We start from the raw sequence: 15,924 nt of genomic DNA, 5'->3' as shown, positions 1-15,924 counted from the left end.
AAAAGGGCCCGACTCGCCGACGGTGTCAGTCCGCGTCGGCCTGCCAGTCCCGGAGCGTCTCCTCGCCGACACCGTCGAGTTCGTCGGCCAACGCGTCGGGTTCGGCCGCCTTCAGTCCGGCCACGTCCTCGATGCCCGCGTCGTTCAGTTTCTCGGCGGTCTTCTCGCCGATGCCGTCGATACTCTCCAGTTCCGTCCCCTCCTGCCGGGCCCGATACTCGCGGTAGTTGCAGATCGGACAACCCAGATCCCAGGGCTCGCGGTCCTCGTCCTCGTAGGAGATTCGGATCCCCGGGAGGCCGTGTTCCTCGCAGGTCTCGTCGACGAGTTCGGCCTCGCCGCGGCGGGGCATCGGAAGGGAGTAGTCACAGTCGGGGTAGCGCGTACAGCCGACCAGTCGTCCACCCGATCGGAGGCGCTTGACCGCGAGTTCGCCCCCGTGGTCGTCGCCACACTCCGGGCACGGGCCGACGATCAGATCGGGTTCCTCCTCGGCGGCCTCGGCGGCACAGAGCGGACAGCCGTGGACGAACGTCTTGCGGCCGGCGAGCATCTTCACGTCGTGGAGGCCGTGTTCGCCACAGACGTCGTCCAGCAGGATCGGCTTGCCCGTCGAGGGGAGCGGGAGGGTGTTCTCACAGTCGGGGTAGGCGTCACAGCCCACGAAGTACGACCCCTGCCGGCTCCGCCGAATCACGAGGTCGTCGCCACACTCCGGACACGGGCCGACGGTCTTGTCGGCCTTCAGCGACTCGCGGAGGTGATCGCCAAGCGCCTCGCGGGAGTCCATCAGGCGGTCGAAGACGCGCCCGAGCATCTCGCGGGACTCGTCGGTCACGTCCTCTAAGGTCGCCTCGCCACGGGCGATGGCCTGCATGTCTTCCTCCAGTTGGGCGGTCATCTCCTCGCTGACGATGAGGTCGGCGAACTCCTCGGAGGCCTCGACGACGCCGCGTGCGAGACGGGTCGGCCGCGGCGGGTCGCCCTCGATGTACCCCCGGTCGTAGAGCTTCTGGATCACGTCGTGGCGGGTCGCCTTCGTCCCGATTCCCATGTCCTCCATCGTCTCGATGAGGCGGGACTGGCCGTATCGACGGGGGGGTTGGGTCTGCTTTTCCTCCAGGCGCGACTCGGTCACCGCGAGTTCCTCGCCTTCGGTCACGTCGGGGACGTAGTTCTCGCTCGTCGACCGGTAGGGGTAGACGGCGTGGTAGCCGGAGTCGACCAGTCGCTTGCCGTTGGCCTTCAGCGAGCGCTCCGTCTCGCCCGCCACGGTCGCCACCACGCGCAGGTGCTCCCACGTCGCCGCGTCGGCGACGGTCGCGAGGAAGCGCCGGACGACGAGTTCGTACACCTCCCACTCGTCCTCCGAGAGGTCGCTCGCATCGGGGAGTTCGTCCGTCGGGTGGATCGGCGGGTGGTCGGTGGTCTCCTCGTCGCCCTCGGTCGGCGTGAGGTCATCGGCGTCCAGCAGGGAAGCGGCGTCGTCGCCGAAGCGCCGGCCCGAAGAGAGGGCGTCGAGCAACTCGCGGGGGTCCAGATCCTCGGGGTACACCGTGTTGTCCGTCCGGGGGTAGGTGATGTAACCCGCGGTGTAGAGGTCCTCGGCGATGCTCATCGCGCGCTGGGCGGAGTGGCCGATCCCGCTCGCGGCGCGGATGAACTGCGTCGTGTTGAACGGTGCGGGCGGGTCGTCGGTCCGGGTGCGCCTGCGCACCTCCTCGACGGTCGCCGCCGACGCCCCCAAGAGGTCGGCGTCGACCGCGTCCGCGTCGGCCTCGTCCCAGACGCGTTCGGCCTCGTTGTCGTCGTCGTCGAGGTAGAAGTACTGCGCCTCGAAGGACTCGTCGTCCTTCGAGAGGGCGGCGAACAGTTCCCAGTAGTCCTCGGGATCGAAGGCGTCGATTTCGCGCTCGCGGTCGACGATCAGTTTCAGCGTCGGTCCTTGCACCCGGCCGACGGAGATGAAGTCGTCGCCGAGTTGGCCGGCCGACAGCGAGAGGTAGCGCGTCAGCGACGCCCCCCACATCAGGTCGACGATCTGTCGGGCCTCGCCCGCGGCGGCGAGGTCGAAATCGAGGTCGTCGGGGTCGGCGAACGCCTCGGTCACCTCGCGGTCGGTGATCGAGGAGAAACGGACCCGGTCGACCGGCGAGTCGTCGTTGACCTCGCGGACGAGTTCGTACGCCTCCTTCCCGATCAACTCCCCTTCGCGGTCGTAGTCCGTCGCGATGACGACCCGGGAGGCGTTTCGCGCCAGACGGCGGAGCGCGGCGACGATGTTCTCCTGTGTCGGGCGTTTCTCCATCTCCGCGTCGACGAGTTCGACCGGTTCCACGTCCCGCCAGCCGTCGTACTCCGGCGGGAAGTCGACACCGACGACGTGACCCGACAGACCGATACAGCGCTTGCCACCCCACTTGTAGACGTTGACACCGTTGACGCGGTCGCTCTCCGCGCTCCCGTCGCTCAGAATCTCCGCGATGCGACGGGCGGCGTTGTCCTTCTCGGTGATTATCAACTCGGGGCCGCGGTTCATCGGCGAGTCGTACGCCGACCACCCGTCTAAACCTTTCGTGCCCGTGATCGACAGACAGCGCGGGGGCGAACGCGCACGCGGGGCGGTGGCCGGCCGCGCCTCGCGGCGTGTGACGCGTGCCCCGTGGCGCGAATCAGTCGCCGGCGTCGTCCAGTCGCTCTCGGAGGAGGCCGTTGACGGTACCGGGGTCGGCGCTCCCCCCCGTCTTGCTCATCACCTGTCCGACGAGGAAGTTGAGCGCACCCCCCTCGCCGGCGTGGTAGTCCTCGACCGCGTCGGGATTCTCCTCGATGGCCTCGACGACGGCCGTCGCGACGGCGTCGTCGTCGGCCTTCCCGAGCCCTTCGCGTTCGACGACTGCGTCCGGACCGATCCCCTCGTCGAGCATCGTCCGCAACACCACCTCGCGGGCGTTCTTCTCCGTGATCTCGTCGGCGTCGACGAGTTCGATCAGCCGAGCGAACTCGTCGAGGCGCCCCTCGACGTCCGTCACCTGCATGTCGCGGTAGTTGAGTTCGCCCAGCAGGTCGTCGGCGACCCACGTCGCCGCGAGGTCGGGGTCGAACCGATCGGCCACGTCCTCGAAGAAGTCCGCGACTTCCTTGGTCGAGGTGAGTTTCGACGCCGCCTCCGCGTCGAGACCGTACGCCTCGCGGAAGCGGTCGCGGCGGGCGTCGGGCAGTTCCGGGATCGATAGCCGCTCCGTCCAGTCCGAGACCCGCAAGGGCGGGAGGTCCGCCTCGCGGAAGTAGCGGTAGTCCTTCTCCTCCTCCTTCGAGCGCATCGAGACGGTGATGCCGCGGCTCTCGTCCCAGTGGCGGGTCTCCTGTTCGACCCCGCGCCCCCGCTCGACGGCGTTCTTCTGCCGGGTCACCTCGTAGGCCAGCGCCTTCTCCGCGCCCTTGTGACTGGAGATGTTCTTCACCTCCGTCCGGTTGGCGTCGGCGAGGACCGCGTCGTCGACGCTGCCGTCGTCGGCCATCTCGTCGGCCGGCACCAGCGAGATGTTGGCGTCGATCCGGAGACTCCCGTCGCGGGAGGCGTCGAAGACGCCCAGGTACTCGAGCACCTCCTCGAGTTTCGCGAGGAAGGCCCGCACCTCCTCCGGGCCCCGGAAGTCGGGATCGGTGACGATCTCCATCAGCGGCGTGCCGGCGCGGTTGTAGTCGACGAGGGTGTGGTCGGCCGTCTCGATGTTGCCACCCTCGTGCTGGAGGCTTCCGGGGTCCTCCTCGAGGTGTGCGCGGCCGATGCCGATCTCCCGGCGGTCGTCCTCGACGGCGACTTCGAGCGAACCGTCGGCACAGATCGGCGCGTCGTACTGCGTGATCTGGAAGTTCTTCGGCAGGTCGGGGTAGTAGTAGTTCTTCCGGTGGAACCGGGTCTCCTCGGCGACGTCGGCGTCCAGCGCCTGTCCGACCTTCACCGCGGCCTCGACGGCCGCCTCGTTGAGGACGGGGAGCGCACCGGGGAGCCCCAGACAGACCGGACAGGTCCGGGTGTTTGGCTCCTCGTCGTCTCCCGCCTCGGTCGAACAGCCACAGAAGACCTTCGTGTCGGTTTCGAGCTGGACGTGGACCTCGAGGCCGATGACGACGGCGAGGTCACGCTGCTCGAGGGCCTGCGTAGTCATTGCGCGGGCTTGCACGGCCGGTGGCTAAAGGCTAACGGAACGGGGGGTGACGGGTCACTCGGTGCTGCGGACGAGGACGGCCGGAAGCGCCGAGTCGAGGAGGACCGACTGAGCGACGCTCCCGAAGAGGGCCTTCCCGACTCGCGACTGGTTTCGCCCGCCGAGCACGACGTACCTCGCGTCGAGGTCCGCGGCGTAGCCGACGATCTCGCTTGCGGGGTCCCCGACGAGGCCGACGGCCTCGCCGCTCGCACCGGCGTCGGCGAGGGCGTCGGCGGCGATTTCGGCCGCGAGCGACTCGATCCGACCGGCGGATACCTCCGCACCGGTGTCTTTGACGCTCGTCTGCTGGAGGTCGACGAACTCGTCCTTCGAGAGGACGTGGACGGCGTGAATCCGGTCGTCGAACGCCTCGCCGAGCCGAACCGCTTCCGCGATGATCTCCGTGGCGTGCTCGCTTCTGTCGACGCAGGCGACGATAGTCATACGCGGACGAGAAGCCGGAGGAACTTAAATACTACCGGACGTGCCGGCCGGGGCCGTGGGCTACCGCACGACCGGTGAGGGCAGCGGCAAACGTCGCGCCGACCGCCCGCAGGAATCGGGGGCGTCCGGGGCGCGTACCGGAACCGCGCTCTCGCCGTGGTGTCGGCTTCGATATCTGGCGTGTCGCGTGAAGTGTTGATATACGTGTGATCATGGAGGGAAGTGAGAAGTGGAGCGTGTAGTCAGCACAACGGTCGCATATGTCCACACCGCCCGATATCAATCAGCCGAATAGAATGAGTGAAAGTCACTCCGACTGAGATCTGAGTCCCCGAAGTTCGGCTTCACTGAGCCCCCGAGGTGATTCCATTTCGTGGGTTCCCTGTACGATCTCGGTGTACTGACGAGTTACGTCGGTCGTTGTGGGTGGTCCACCGAGTGAGTTACGTGAGTGAAAGCAGGATCCCGAGGAGATACAGCAGGGAGGATCCGGAGAGGCCGATCGTTGCGACCGTATCCAACTGGCCACGAGCGTCAGCGGGGAGGCCCAGATCAAGGTGGTGCCGTGCCGTTAGGTAGGCACTTGCGATGACGGCGATGACTGCAAGGAAGAATCCGTCATAGAAGACGAAGACGCCGATATCGTGGGGGGTGGCGAAAAACGGGTTCTCAGTATGGGGCTGGAACAGGATACCGCTGGCCGGGCCGAGGCGTGGCGTTCCAACCTGGGCGAGAGACGCCGCGGACCGGCCTCACTCGGCGTCGGCGGCGTCGCCCGAATCATCGTCCCGTGACTCGCGGAGCTCCTCGGTCGTCAGCAGTTGGTGGACGGGATACCGACCGTCCTGGGGCCACCCGACCGCGACGAGTCGGCACGGCTCGTCGAACGGGTTGTGGACGACGTGTGCGCCCGCCTCGCCGTCGTCGAAGGCGACGGCCTCGTCGGTCCCCATCTCGAACCCCTCGCGCTCGGTCTCGACGCGACAGCGTCCGGCGACGACGAGGAACAGTTCCTGCTGGTTCTCGTGGTAGTGGTAGTGGTTCTCCGAGAGGCGTTCGCCCGTCCCCAGTACCGCGACGTTGAGGTTGAACGCCTCGATACCGAGGGGCGGCGAGAGCGCCATGCGGGTGCCGGGCTTCTCGGGGTTCGGGGCGACGTCCGCGAGGTCGACGTGGGTCCAGCCCTTGGACATACCCGGAGGTGGACGGGAACGGATAAAACACGGTCGGTCGCGGGGATCACACGCGACGGCGCACGAGGAGGACCGCGACGGCCGCCGCGAGGGCCGCGAGGAGCGCGAGCGTCGAGAACAGCGCCCCCGTCCCGGCGCGAGTGAGGACCGTCCCGGCCATGGCGGCCCCGAGGGCACCGACGCCGAACATCCCGAGGTACGTGTAGCCATAGGAGAGGCCGTGGCTGTCCTCCGGTGCCCGGACGGCGATCGCCACCTGGTAGATCGGCGCGACGGCGTACAGGACGAGTCCGAGGACGCCACAGACGAGGAGGAACGGGGCTGGGCCGACCGTAGACGCCGGGACGAACGCGACGGCGGCGACGGCGAGGGTTCCAAGGGCACCGACGAGTGCCAGTTCCGGGCGGACGTGGTCCGTGAGTCGACCGCCGGCGTACTGCCCGACCGCTCCGACGGCGAGGAGGCCGGCGTAGACGTACTGCGTTGGGTCGACGGTCCACCCGGCGAGGACGACGGCGTCGAAGACGGCCAGTCCGGACAGCGACTCGGGCAGGAAGGTCAGCAGACCGCGGTAGTAGGTCCCGTACAGCATGACGACGACCAGCGTGAGCGCGAACCCGGCGGTGAACAGCGCGCGGGTGTCGGCGACGAGTTCGGGGAGGTCGGTCACGCCGCCGTCGCTCCCCCGTGCGTCCTCGACGCCCGAGAGCGAGCCCGAGACGACCACCGCCGCGGCGGGGATGGCGAGGCCGACGGCGGCGAGTCGCCAGTCGACGACGGCCAGAAGCACCGCCGTCGCCGCCGGACCGACGACGGTGCCGAGACTGCCGCCGACGCCGTGGTACGCGAAGACGGCCCCTCGGTTCTCCGCGACGCGACTGATGAGCGACAGCCCGGCGGGGTGGTAGATGCTGGCCGCGGCCCCCCACAACAGGAGCACGGCCGCGAGACCGGCGACACCCCGAGCGGCCGCGAGGACGAGGAAGCCACCGCCCATGCCGCCGACGGCGACGACGACGAGCGTCTTGGAGCCGAACCGATCCGAGAGGACGCCGCTCGGGAGCGCACCGACCCCGATCAACGCGTACCCCGCACCGACGACGATACCGAGCGTCGCCGTCGACGCCGAGAAGACGTCGAGCCAGACGGGGATGAACAGCGGGATCGAGAGCTCGTACACGTGGAAGGTCGCGTGTGCGAGTGCGGTGAAGACCGCGACCTCCTCGTCGTCGGAGTACACGGGCGAACACACCACAGGAACCGACAAATAGGGTTCGCTCGTGCCGACGGCTGGGACCGCGGCGGAGACCGGGAACGGGCTTCCGGGGACGGCACGCTCTTGCCGGCACGATCCGAAGGTCGGGACGTCCCATATGAGCGAAGAGGCGGCCGCCCGTGTGTCGTCTTGGCGTTCGCCGTCGAACGCCCTCTGGGTCGTCGTCGCCTCGGGGACGCTCACCGTGATGGCCGGGGCGATTCTCGGTCCGGTCGTCAACCAAGTTGGGGAGAGTCTGGGTGTCTCCCAGTCGCTCGCGGGCCTCGTCATCACGACCCACGGCCTCTTCATCGTTCTCGCGGGCCCGGTCGCCGGTGGGCTGATCGACCGGTTCGGCCCCAGACGACCGTACGTCCTCGGACTGGCGCTCTACGGGATCGCTGGCGGCGCCGGCCTCGTCGTCGAGTCGTTCCCCACGTTGCTCGTCTCGCGGGCGGTCCTCGGCGTCGCCGTCACGTTCGTCTACACGTCGATCACGGTACTGATCTACAACCTCTACGAGGGGGCAGCGAAGGACCGAGCGATGGGGTTGCGCGGCAGCGCAAACAGCCTCGGCGCGGCGGTCTGGCCGCTAGTCGGCGGTGTCCTCGGAACCCTCTCGTGGCACAGCCCGTTCGGAGTCTACCTCCTCGCGCTTCCGCTGGGGGCCGTCGCCGTCCTGACCGTGCCGGAACCGGCAGTCGCCCCGCGGGAAGACGACGAGAGCGGCGTCCGGGCGCTCGCCCGTGTCACCCGGTCGACACCGTTGCTCGGCCTCGTCTACGGTCTCTTTTTCGCCGCGAACTTGTTGCTCTACGCCATCGTCGTCTACTACCCGCGCGTCCTCGAGACGTTCGGCGTGGCGTCGTCGCTCGGCATCAGCCTCTACCTCTCGGCGCTCGGGATCGCCGGCGGTGCCAGTGCCTACGTCTACGACCGGCTCACGCGCCGGTTCGACCACCGGCGGCTCACGCTGGGCGCGCTGGGCGCGTGGACGGTCGGGTTAGCCGTCGCGACGGTCGTGACGACGGCGACGGCCGCCCTCGTTCCCGTCGTCCTGTTCGGCCTCGGTCAGGGAGTCGTGTTCCCGACGGTGTTACTGTGGGTCGAGGAACTGGTCCCCCCCGGGCGACAGGGCCAGTTCAGTTCGTACGTCGCGATGGTCGGCTACCTCGGCCAGTTCCTCGCGCCGGTGGTGTTCGGACCGGTGGCCGACGCCGTCGGCGTCCGGGCCGTCTTCGCAGTCGCCGCAGTGGGTGTCGCCGGCGGACTCGTCGGCGTCGGTGCCAGGGTCGTCGCCGACACCTGATCGGCGGTCAGAGAACGTTCAGCGACAGTTTGAGCCGAACCAGCGGGTCGAATTCCGCGTTCCCGTAGTCCGCGTTCGACACCGTGCTTCCGCGCAGCGACGCGTTCGAGAACGTCGCGCCGTCGAGATCCGCACCGCCGAACACCGACTCGCTGAGATCGGCATCGCTGAGATCGGCATCGCTGAGATCGGCATCCGTGAACGTCGTGTCCGGGATATCGGCATCCACGAACGTCGCGGCGTGTAGCCCGGCCTCGTCGAACGAGGTGGAGTAGAGCTCGCCTCCGAAGACGCCGGTGAGATCAGCCGCCTCGAGATCGGCGTTCGAGAAGTCGGCCCCTTCGATCCGGGCACCGGACAGGTCCGCCCGTGCGAGGTCAGCCGAAGACAGGTCCGCCCGTGAGAGATCGGTCCCGGAGAGGGTCGCCTTCGTGAGGTCCGCGTCCGCCAGGGTCGCGTGGGAGAGGTCCGCCTCGGAGAGGTCCGCACCCCACAGAACGCTGCCGGCGAGATCCATCCCCGCGAGTCGCTTCCCGCCGAGGTCGACTTTCGGCTGGATGTCGGCCTCGGTGACCGCGTGTTCGCGTTCCCCGTCCGGCAACGGCGGTCGCCGATCGACGTTCAGTAGGTTGGCACGGGTGAAGTCGGCGTCGTCGAGGATGGTATTCGAGAGGTCGGCTTCGAAGAGACACGCATCCGTGAGATCGGCGTCGGCGAGGATCGCATCGCCGAGGTCCGAACTCCCGAGATCGGTTCGACGGAGGCGAGCGCCCGACAGATCGGCACCCCGCACCGACGCACCGCGGAGGTCGGCGTCCGAGAGATCGGCGCCGCCAAGGTTCGCGCCGACCAGAACGGCGTTCCGAAGGTTCGCCCCATCGAGCGTCGCCGACCCGAGGGAGGCCGCCCGAAGGTCGGCCTCGGAGAGGTCCACACCGGAGAGGTCGGTGCCGTCCAACGATGCGTCGGAGAGGTCTGCACCGGCCAGCGAGGCCTCGGAGAGGTCCACACCGGAGAGATCGATCCCCGGGAGTGAGATGGAATCGAGTACGGTACCCGAAGTGAGATCCGATCGGGAGAGACCCACGGTCTCGTCGAGACCGACGGCGTCGTCGGTAGCCGTCTCGACGAAGTTCGCGGCGTCGAGATCCGCACCGTCGAAGTCCGTTCCCGAGAGGACACACCAGTAGAAGTCGGCTCCGACGAGGTCCGCGTCGGCGAACTCCGCGTTCGAGAGGTCGACCCCGACGAATCGGGGGGCGTCGGTCCGGTCGGAGCGCGACGTCGTCGCACCGCTCGGGTCGGTGTCCGAGAGGTCGCGCTCGGAGAAGTTCGCGCTCGAATAGGTGACGGTAGCGAGGTTTGCGTTCGTGAGGTCCGAACCGACGAACGTGGTTCGGGAGAGGGTCGACCCGAACAGGTTGGCGAACGCGAGGGTCACCTCCTCGAAAGTCGCGTTCGACAGATCCGTCTCCACGGCGGTCACGCGTGTCAGGTCGGCACCCGACGCGTCGACGTGCCGTAACTCCGCGGACGAGAGATCCGCCTCCACTAACGTCGTCGCCGTCAGGTCGGCCTCCAGCAGCTCCGCGTTCGCGAGCGTCGCACCGTCCAGGTTGGCACCGTCGAGGGTGGCCGACCGGAGATCGGTCCCCGTCAGGTCGGCCCCCGAGAGGTCACACCCATCCAACTTGGCGCTCGGCAGGTTCGCCCCACGCAGGTTCGCGTTCGAGAGGTCGGCCTCGGACAGGGAGACGTTCCGAAGCGACGCGCCGGACAGGTCCACTCCCGAGAGGTCGGCGCCCGGTTCGAGATCCTCGGATCGGATCGGGTCGCTCGAGGTCACGAGTCGTCCGTCGGTTGTGTTCGACCGTATTTAAACATTCGAGCGACCGATCGTCGTCGCCCGCGGAGACGGCGGTCGGGCCGTGATCTCCAATCGAAACGCTTGGGAGTCCTCCGGAGCGGACGTAGGCGGTACGGAGCGCTACGAGCGGTACCGACGGAGACGAACCCGACATAGCAGTGACTAAAGGTGACGACGACCTATCACCGGACGCGACATGTCGAACACCTCCACGCCCGGTCCCGCCGCCCCGGACGGCGACCACGACGCGGACACCGGTCGCCTGTGTGCCGTCGTGGTCACGTACGACGGCGCGGCGGACCGACGCACGCTCTACCCGCCGGAGGCGACGGAGACCGAACGGCTCACCCACTGGTTGACCGCAGACGCCGACGCCTTCGTCCCCCTCGAATCGTCACGCTAATCCTCCACCGCCCGCCTGATCGCCGCCACTCGGCGGTTTCGCCGGCGGATCACGTCCGCGGGCGGGTCGTCGTACTCGTGGAAGCCGGCACCGTCGTCGACGCCGCCGCGCCCGGCGTCGATCCGGTCGTCGAACAACGGTCCGGGTTCGTCCGCGTCGCTCAGGTGCGGGTAGAGGTTCGACGCGATGGTCCGGAACAGGTCGAGACCAGCGAGGTCGGCCGTCTCGAAGGGACCGATAGCGGCGGTCCGCAGCGCGTAGCCGTCCCGGACCGCCCGTTCGACGTCCGGAAGGGAGGCGACCCCCTCGGTCACGAGGTGGACACACTCCCGGAGGACGGCGAACTGGATCCGGTTCCAGACGAATCCCGGCACGTCGCGTTCGACGACGATGGGGTCGCGGCCGACGGCCTCGACGAACGCCGCCGTCCGGTCGACGGTGTCGTCGCTCGTCTCCGCGCCCCGAACCACCTCGACGGTGGGCAGGAGGTACGGCGGGTTCCACCAGTGACAGCCGACGACCCGGTCGGCGGCGTCGGGCACCGCCGCGGCGACGTCGGTTATCTGGATGCCCGAGGTGTTGGTGGCGAGGACGGCCTCGTCGGGCGCGTGGGCGGCCAGTTCCTCGAACACCGACTCCTTCACGTCGAGGTCCTCGGCCACCGTCTCGACGACGAGCGGGGCGTCGCCCGCGGCGGTCGGGAGGTCGAGCGTATAGCCGATGCGGTCCCGAACGGCGTCGGGATCCGTATCGGCGTCGAGCAACCCCGCCGAACCGAGGAAGTCGAGTGTGTCGTCGACGCCGTCTCGGGCGTCGTCGAGGTTCGACCGTCGGTGGTCGACGAGCACGACGGTCGCACCGTGACGGGCGAACTGGAGGGCGAGACCGTGGCCCATCGTCCCCGCGCCGACGACGGTCACCGCTGCGGGCGGCGACGGAGGTGTGGTGGACATCGGTCCCAGCGTGGGCGGTCGAGCGTATAAATCCCCGCCGCAGTCCGGTAGGCACAACTGCCCGGTCGTCCACACGGCGTGTATGTCCGACTTCGAGTACGAGACGGAACTCGGCGTTCGCTTCCGCGACGTGGACGCCATGGGCCACGTCAACAACGCCGTCTACGCGACGTATCTGGAACAGGCGCGCGTCGACTACTACGCCGACGTGTTGGGCGTCGGCCTCGACGACATCGACACCGTCCTCGTGAACTTAGAGATCGACTACCGCAGCGAGGTCGCACTGGAGGACGGGGCGGTGACGGTCGCGATGGGCGTCCGGGAGATCGGCGAGTCGAGCGTCACCGCCGCGTACGAGGTCCGGGTCGGGGAGCGAGTCGCCGCGACCGCCGAGACGGTGCAGGTGTACGTCGACCCCGAGGAGGGCGGATCGCGGCCGCTCCCCGAGTCGTGGGTCGACCGCATGGAGTCCTATCGTGAATGACTACCGGTCCTCGTCCCGGAGTTCGAGTTCGGCCACGATGTCGTAGGGGTCCAGTCCCTGCCGGATCCGGTCGAGGATGGCGAAGGCGTCGTCGGGCGCGAGGAAGTGTCGGGTCACTGCCCGCCCCAGCGGCGTCGGTTCCAGACCATCGATGAACTCCCACTCCAGCAGTTTGGCGATGGCGCGTTTGGTCGGTACGTCGCCGAGCATCCGGTCGTTGAGGCGTTTCGCTCCCGTGCCCGCGACGACGATGTTGGCCAGCGTCTCCTCGGCGGCCGCCGACAGGTCGTACTCGGTGCGGACGTCCTCCATCTCGCCTTTCAACAGCTTGAACGCCACCTCGTCTTCGGTCATCTCCATGCTGTTGTGGTAGGCACAGTCGGGTTCGACCAGCAGGTAGACGGTCCCCTGATCGTGGTAGTCGGGGCGACCGGCCCGGCCGAGCATCTGTTCGAACTCCTGGACCGAGAGCCACTCGATCCCCATCGCCAGCGTGTCGAAGACGACCTGCGAGGCGGGGAAGTCGACGCCGGCGGCCAGGGCGGCGGTCGTGACGACGGCCGCCAGATCCTGATCGCCGAACTGGCGCTCGACGCGCTTGCGACGGCCGTAATCGAGGCCGGCGTGGTAGGGTGCGGAGTCGTACTCCAGTTTGCGGGAGATCTCGTGACACCGCCGCCGGGAGTTGGTGAATATGATCGTCTGGCCGCGATACCCCTTCGAGGACTTGCTGTCGAACTCCCGGCGGACGAGGCGGTTCTCGATCCGGGTCTTCTCGTGGGCGTCGGCGAAGGTGACGTGGCGCTCGATGGGGATTGGTCGCTCCTCGAACTCGATGAGCGTCGCGCGGAGTTGTCGGGCCAGCCACTCGGGGTTGCCGACGGTCGCCGAGAGGTAGATCCACTGCGCGCCGGTGTAGTTGCCGCGCCGATCGGCCCGACGTTCGCAGTACCCCTTCAGCCGCGAGATCATCCCGTCGAGGCGGTGGCCGCGTTCGCCCTCCTTCAGCGTGTGAATCTCGTCGATGACGACGGTCCCCACGTCACCCAGGTCCTTGCCGGTCCGGAGCGCGTGGTCGATCCCCTCGTAGGTGCCGACGACCACGTCGGCCGAGGGGTCGAAGCGCGTGCCGTCGTCGGTGACGCGACTGCCGCCGACGCGGATCGTCACGTCGACGAGGTCGCCGTACCGCTCCTCGAAGTTTTCCGCCTTCTGGTTGGCGAGGGCGACGAGCGGGACGAGAAAGAGCAGTTTTCCGTTTCCCTTCAGCGCGCGGTCGATGCCAGCGAGTTCGCCGACCAGCGTCTTCCCCGTCGCCGTCGCGCTCACGACGAGCTGGTCGTCGCCGTCCATGAGGCCGTTACGGACCGAGAGGCTCTGGACGGGGAGCAGGGAGTCGAACCGGCCGGTGACCTGTGCTTTCAGGTCCGGGTGGAGGTCCAACTCGCTCGTCGGGACGGGGTCGACGTCGTCGACGGTCGCGCCGATCTCGTCGAACTTCGTGAGGTCCGGATCGAGTTCGCCCTGCAGGAGGTTGACGATGCGGTCCAGGTCCTGCACCTCCAACAGGAGTTCCTCGAGACGGTCCTGTGCCGCACCCGTCAACCCGCCGGCGTAGGCGAGTTCGCCGTCGAGTTCGCGTTTCGCACAGTCGGGACAGATGTGATCCCGATCCGCTTTGATCGCGGTGTCCTCCGTGATGGGCGAGTACCGACCCTCGGAGGCGCAGTAGCGACAGGTCCGGACCGTCAGCGCGTCGAGTTGGTAGCCGTCGAGCATGTCGCCGATCCGCTCCCGGTCGGTCGCCGACGTCTGCTGGGAGATGCGGATGTGCTCGGCCCGGCGCGCGAGTTCGACGAACTGGCTCGGGTCGCGTGGCTCCTCCGTCGACCCGCGCTTGATCCGGAAGCGTCCGGGTCGGGGACCGGCGTCCGTCTCCTTGAGGTCGAGGACACCCCGGAACACCCGCTCGCCGTCGCGGGTGACGGCGACGAGAACGTCGTCGTCGCGCCCGTGGAGGAAGAGCGTCTCGACGCGGCCGACCTGCCGTGACACGGGGAGCGCTACGGGAACCGGGTATTTCAGCCGTTCGACTCGGCGGCGAGTTCGATGGTGTCGTCGCCGTTGGGGACGACACAGACGAACGCGCCCATCCCGTCGCTCTCGTTGCGGTACCAGTGGACGACGCCCGCGGGGACGAGCAGCGAATCGCCCGCCGACACCGTGTGCTCCTCGCCGTCGATGCCGACGACGTACTCCCCCTCGAGGACGTACTGTTCGTGTTCGACCGCGTTGGTGTGTCTGGGCACCTCGGCGCCGGGGTCGAGCGTGAACCGGCGCATCGCGAAGTTGGGTGCGCCGTCGTCCTCGTCGATCAAGACCCCCTTCGAGAGGCCGGGAGCGGCGTCGACGGACTCGTACTCGACGTCGACGGCGCGCCTGACGACCGGAGCAGTGGACTCCTGGCTCATGGGCGGTGGTAGACCGGAGACCAACTAAGTCGTGTCGGACACGCCGTACAAGAGTTAAGTCCGTTCCGGCGCAACGACCCGTATGCGTGGAATCCGCATCGGGACTGCGTTCGGCATTCCGATCAGGCTGGATCTGACCTTCCTCGTCGTGCTTCCGCTGTTCGCGTGGCTGATCGGGGCGGACGTGGGGAACCTCGTCGACGTCCTGAACGGCCTCTTCGACGTCGCGATGCCCGTCGAGGCGCTGACCGCGGGATCGATGCCGTGGGTGCTGGGGGCGGCGGCGGCCACCGGGCTGTTCGCCTGCATCCTGTTTCACGAGTTCGGCCACTCCCTGGTCGCCATGGAGTACGGCTACGAGATCGAGTCCATCACCCTCTGGCTGTTCGGCGGCGTCGCCCGGTTCGCCGAGATGCCCGAGGACTGGAAGCAGGAGCTCACCATCGCCGTCGCCGGGCCGGTGGTGAGCGTGGGTCTGGGTGTCCTGGCCTTCCTCGGCTTGCTCGTCGTCCCCGACGGCCTCCCGGCGGTCCAGTTCGTCCTCGCGTACCTCGCCCTGACGAACGTCGCCCTCGCCGTCTTCAACATGCTCCCGGGGTTCCCGATGGACGGCGGCCGCGTCCTGCGGGCGCTCCTCGCCCGGAACCGGACCCACGCCCGCGCAACACAACTCGCCGCCGAGGTCGGCAAACTGTTCGCAATCGTCTTGGCCGTCGTCGGCCTCTTCGCCAACCTGTTCCTGATCGCACTCGCCTTCTTCATCTACATCGGCGCGTCGAGCGAGGCCCAGCAGACGGCGATGAAGGCGGCGTTCCAAGACGTCACCGTCCGCGACATCATGACGCCCGCCGCGGACCTCCACACCGTCACCGCCGACACCGATCTGTCGACGCTCACCGACCGGATGTTCCGGGAGCGTCACACGGGCTATCCCGTCCTCAGTGCCGGGCAACTCGTCGGCATGGTGACGCTGGACGACACCCGCGAGGTCCGCGAGGTCGAACGCGACGCCTACCGCGTCGAGGACGTGATGGAGACCGATCTGGTGACGATCCACCCCGGCGCCGACGCGATGGACGCCATCTCAACGATGCAACGCGAGGGGGTCGGTCGTCTCCCCGTGGTCGACGAACGGGGGGAACTCGTCGGGCTGATCTCCCGGTCGGATCTGGTGACGGCGTTCAACATCATCCGCACGGGCGGCCCGACCGGCGGCGAGCGGTCGACGCTCGATCGCCTGTCGAGCGATCCGGACTTCGTCCAGCGGTAGGCGCTCGGTCGGCCGAGGGCCGAGCGCAGCAACACCCGATATGGAGGTCGACGCCCCGACT

The 15,924-nt window shown here is 68.3% G+C and carries 12 protein-coding genes and 2 pseudogenes; 4 read left to right on the top strand and 10 right to left on the bottom strand.

Annotated elements, in window-relative coordinates:
- Positions 1-25 precede the first annotated feature (25 nt).
- The 5 genes from NBT81_RS05075 to NBT81_RS05055 all read right to left on the bottom strand — a co-directional run bounded on the left by NBT81_RS05075 (position 26) and on the right by NBT81_RS05055 (position 7,091).
- The gene (locus NBT81_RS05075; protein WP_338741517.1) at positions 26-2,539 is read right to left on the bottom strand and encodes a DNA topoisomerase I; all 2,514 of its coding nucleotides are present in this window, start codon (positions 2,537-2,539) and stop codon (positions 26-28) included.
- Between the two features lie 133 nt (positions 2,540-2,672).
- Complete coding sequence (gene gatB, locus NBT81_RS05070) at positions 2,673-4,172, bottom strand: Asp-tRNA(Asn)/Glu-tRNA(Gln) amidotransferase subunit GatB (protein WP_338741514.1); 1,500 nt, start codon at positions 4,170-4,172, stop codon at positions 2,673-2,675.
- Positions 4,173-4,226: 54 nt separating this feature from the next.
- On the bottom strand, positions 4,227-4,658 hold the full coding sequence (locus NBT81_RS05065) for a universal stress protein (protein WP_338741511.1): 432 nt from the start codon (positions 4,656-4,658) through the stop codon (positions 4,227-4,229).
- A gap of 752 nt (positions 4,659-5,410) precedes the next feature.
- On the bottom strand, positions 5,411-5,851 hold the full coding sequence (locus NBT81_RS05060) for a cupin domain-containing protein (protein WP_338741508.1): 441 nt from the start codon (positions 5,849-5,851) through the stop codon (positions 5,411-5,413).
- Positions 5,852-5,897: 46 nt separating this feature from the next.
- Entirely contained in the window at positions 5,898-7,091 is a 1,194-nt protein-coding gene (locus tag NBT81_RS05055; protein WP_338741505.1) for an MFS transporter, read from the bottom strand.
- Between the two features lie 133 nt (positions 7,092-7,224).
- Here NBT81_RS05055 and NBT81_RS05050 point away from each other — a divergent pair, with 133 nt between their 5' ends.
- Positions 7,225-8,415 carry an MFS transporter gene (locus NBT81_RS05050; RefSeq protein WP_338741502.1) on the top strand — a complete coding sequence of 397 codons (1,191 nt, stop codon included), beginning with the start codon at positions 7,225-7,227 and terminating at the stop codon, positions 8,413-8,415.
- Positions 8,416-8,422: 7 nt separating this feature from the next.
- Here the strand turns inward: NBT81_RS05050 and NBT81_RS17305 are convergent.
- Together NBT81_RS17305 and NBT81_RS05045 are read right to left on the bottom strand one after the other, a co-directional pair.
- A pseudogene (locus NBT81_RS17305) lies at positions 8,423-8,917 on the bottom strand (pentapeptide repeat-containing protein); the annotation flags it as partial.
- 123 nt (positions 8,918-9,040) lie between these two features.
- Positions 9,041-10,261, bottom strand: a pseudogene (locus NBT81_RS05045) (pentapeptide repeat-containing protein); the annotation flags it as partial.
- 217 nt (positions 10,262-10,478) lie between these two features.
- On the opposite strand from NBT81_RS05045, the gene NBT81_RS05040 reads away from it, so the two are divergent.
- Positions 10,479-10,685, top strand: coding sequence for a DUF7511 domain-containing protein (locus tag NBT81_RS05040; protein WP_338741496.1), 207 nt, complete (start codon positions 10,479-10,481; stop codon positions 10,683-10,685).
- Here the strand turns inward: NBT81_RS05040 and NBT81_RS05035 are convergent.
- Positions 10,682-11,638 carry a 3-hydroxyacyl-CoA dehydrogenase family protein gene (locus NBT81_RS05035; RefSeq protein ID WP_338741493.1) on the bottom strand — a complete coding sequence of 319 codons (957 nt, stop codon included), beginning with the start codon at positions 11,636-11,638 and terminating at the stop codon, positions 10,682-10,684. The two genes, NBT81_RS05040 and NBT81_RS05035, sit on opposite strands and share 4 nt — an antisense overlap.
- Positions 11,639-11,720: 82 nt before the next feature.
- Here NBT81_RS05035 and NBT81_RS05030 point away from each other — a divergent pair, with 82 nt between their 5' ends.
- Positions 11,721-12,122: a thioesterase family protein gene (locus NBT81_RS05030; protein ID WP_338741490.1), complete on the top strand. Its 402-nt coding sequence runs from the start codon at positions 11,721-11,723 to the stop codon at positions 12,120-12,122.
- Here the strand turns inward: NBT81_RS05030 and NBT81_RS05025 are convergent, their stop codons facing one another.
- Together NBT81_RS05025 and NBT81_RS05020 are read right to left on the bottom strand one after the other, a co-directional pair.
- Positions 12,123-14,177 carry a DEAD/DEAH box helicase gene (locus NBT81_RS05025; RefSeq protein WP_338741487.1) on the bottom strand — a complete coding sequence of 685 codons (2,055 nt, stop codon included), beginning with the start codon at positions 14,175-14,177 and terminating at the stop codon, positions 12,123-12,125. It lies immediately after the preceding gene.
- Positions 14,178-14,203: 26 nt separating this feature from the next.
- On the bottom strand, positions 14,204-14,593 hold the full coding sequence (locus tag NBT81_RS05020; protein WP_338741484.1) for a cupin domain-containing protein: 390 nt from the start codon (positions 14,591-14,593) through the stop codon (positions 14,204-14,206).
- Positions 14,594-14,675: 82 nt separating this feature from the next.
- On the opposite strand from NBT81_RS05020, the gene NBT81_RS05015 reads away from it, so the two are divergent.
- Positions 14,676-15,863 (top strand): CBS domain-containing protein, encoded by a 1,188-nt coding sequence (locus tag NBT81_RS05015; RefSeq protein ID WP_338741483.1) that lies wholly within the window; start codon positions 14,676-14,678, stop codon positions 15,861-15,863.
- Positions 15,864-15,924: the final 61 nt, after the last annotated feature.

The organism is Haloplanus sp. CK5-1 (assembly GCF_037201915.1).
Taxonomy (GTDB): Archaea; Halobacteriota; Halobacteria; order Halobacteriales; family Haloferacaceae; genus Haloplanus; species Haloplanus salilacus.
Note: the sequence above shows the minus strand (reverse complement) of the source record. Positions and strands in the feature narration are given on the sequence as shown.

What these genes read in the sequence shown, in the direction of transcription:
- NBT81_RS05035 (WP_338741493.1), bottom strand. Translation starts at nt 11,638, where the DNA reads ATGTCCACCACACCTCCGTCGCCGCCCGCAGCGGTGACCGTCGTCGGC.
- NBT81_RS05040 (WP_338741496.1), top strand. Translation starts at nt 10,479, where the DNA reads ATGTCGAACACCTCCACGCCCGGTCCCGCCGCCCCGGACGGCGACCAC.
- NBT81_RS05015 (WP_338741483.1), top strand. Translation starts at nt 14,676, where the DNA reads ATGCGTGGAATCCGCATCGGGACTGCGTTCGGCATTCCGATCAGGCTG.
- NBT81_RS05030 (WP_338741490.1), top strand. Translation starts at nt 11,721, where the DNA reads ATGTCCGACTTCGAGTACGAGACGGAACTCGGCGTTCGCTTCCGCGAC.
- gatB (WP_338741514.1), bottom strand. Translation starts at nt 4,172, where the DNA reads ATGACTACGCAGGCCCTCGAGCAGCGTGACCTCGCCGTCGTCATCGGC.
- NBT81_RS05020 (WP_338741484.1), bottom strand. Translation starts at nt 14,593, where the DNA reads ATGAGCCAGGAGTCCACTGCTCCGGTCGTCAGGCGCGCCGTCGACGTC.
- NBT81_RS05065 (WP_338741511.1), bottom strand. Translation starts at nt 4,658, where the DNA reads ATGACTATCGTCGCCTGCGTCGACAGAAGCGAGCACGCCACGGAGATC.
- NBT81_RS05060 (WP_338741508.1), bottom strand. Translation starts at nt 5,851, where the DNA reads ATGTCCAAGGGCTGGACCCACGTCGACCTCGCGGACGTCGCCCCGAAC.
- NBT81_RS05050 (WP_338741502.1), top strand. Translation starts at nt 7,225, where the DNA reads ATGAGCGAAGAGGCGGCCGCCCGTGTGTCGTCTTGGCGTTCGCCGTCG.
- NBT81_RS05075 (WP_338741517.1), bottom strand. Translation starts at nt 2,539, where the DNA reads ATGAACCGCGGCCCCGAGTTGATAATCACCGAGAAGGACAACGCCGCC.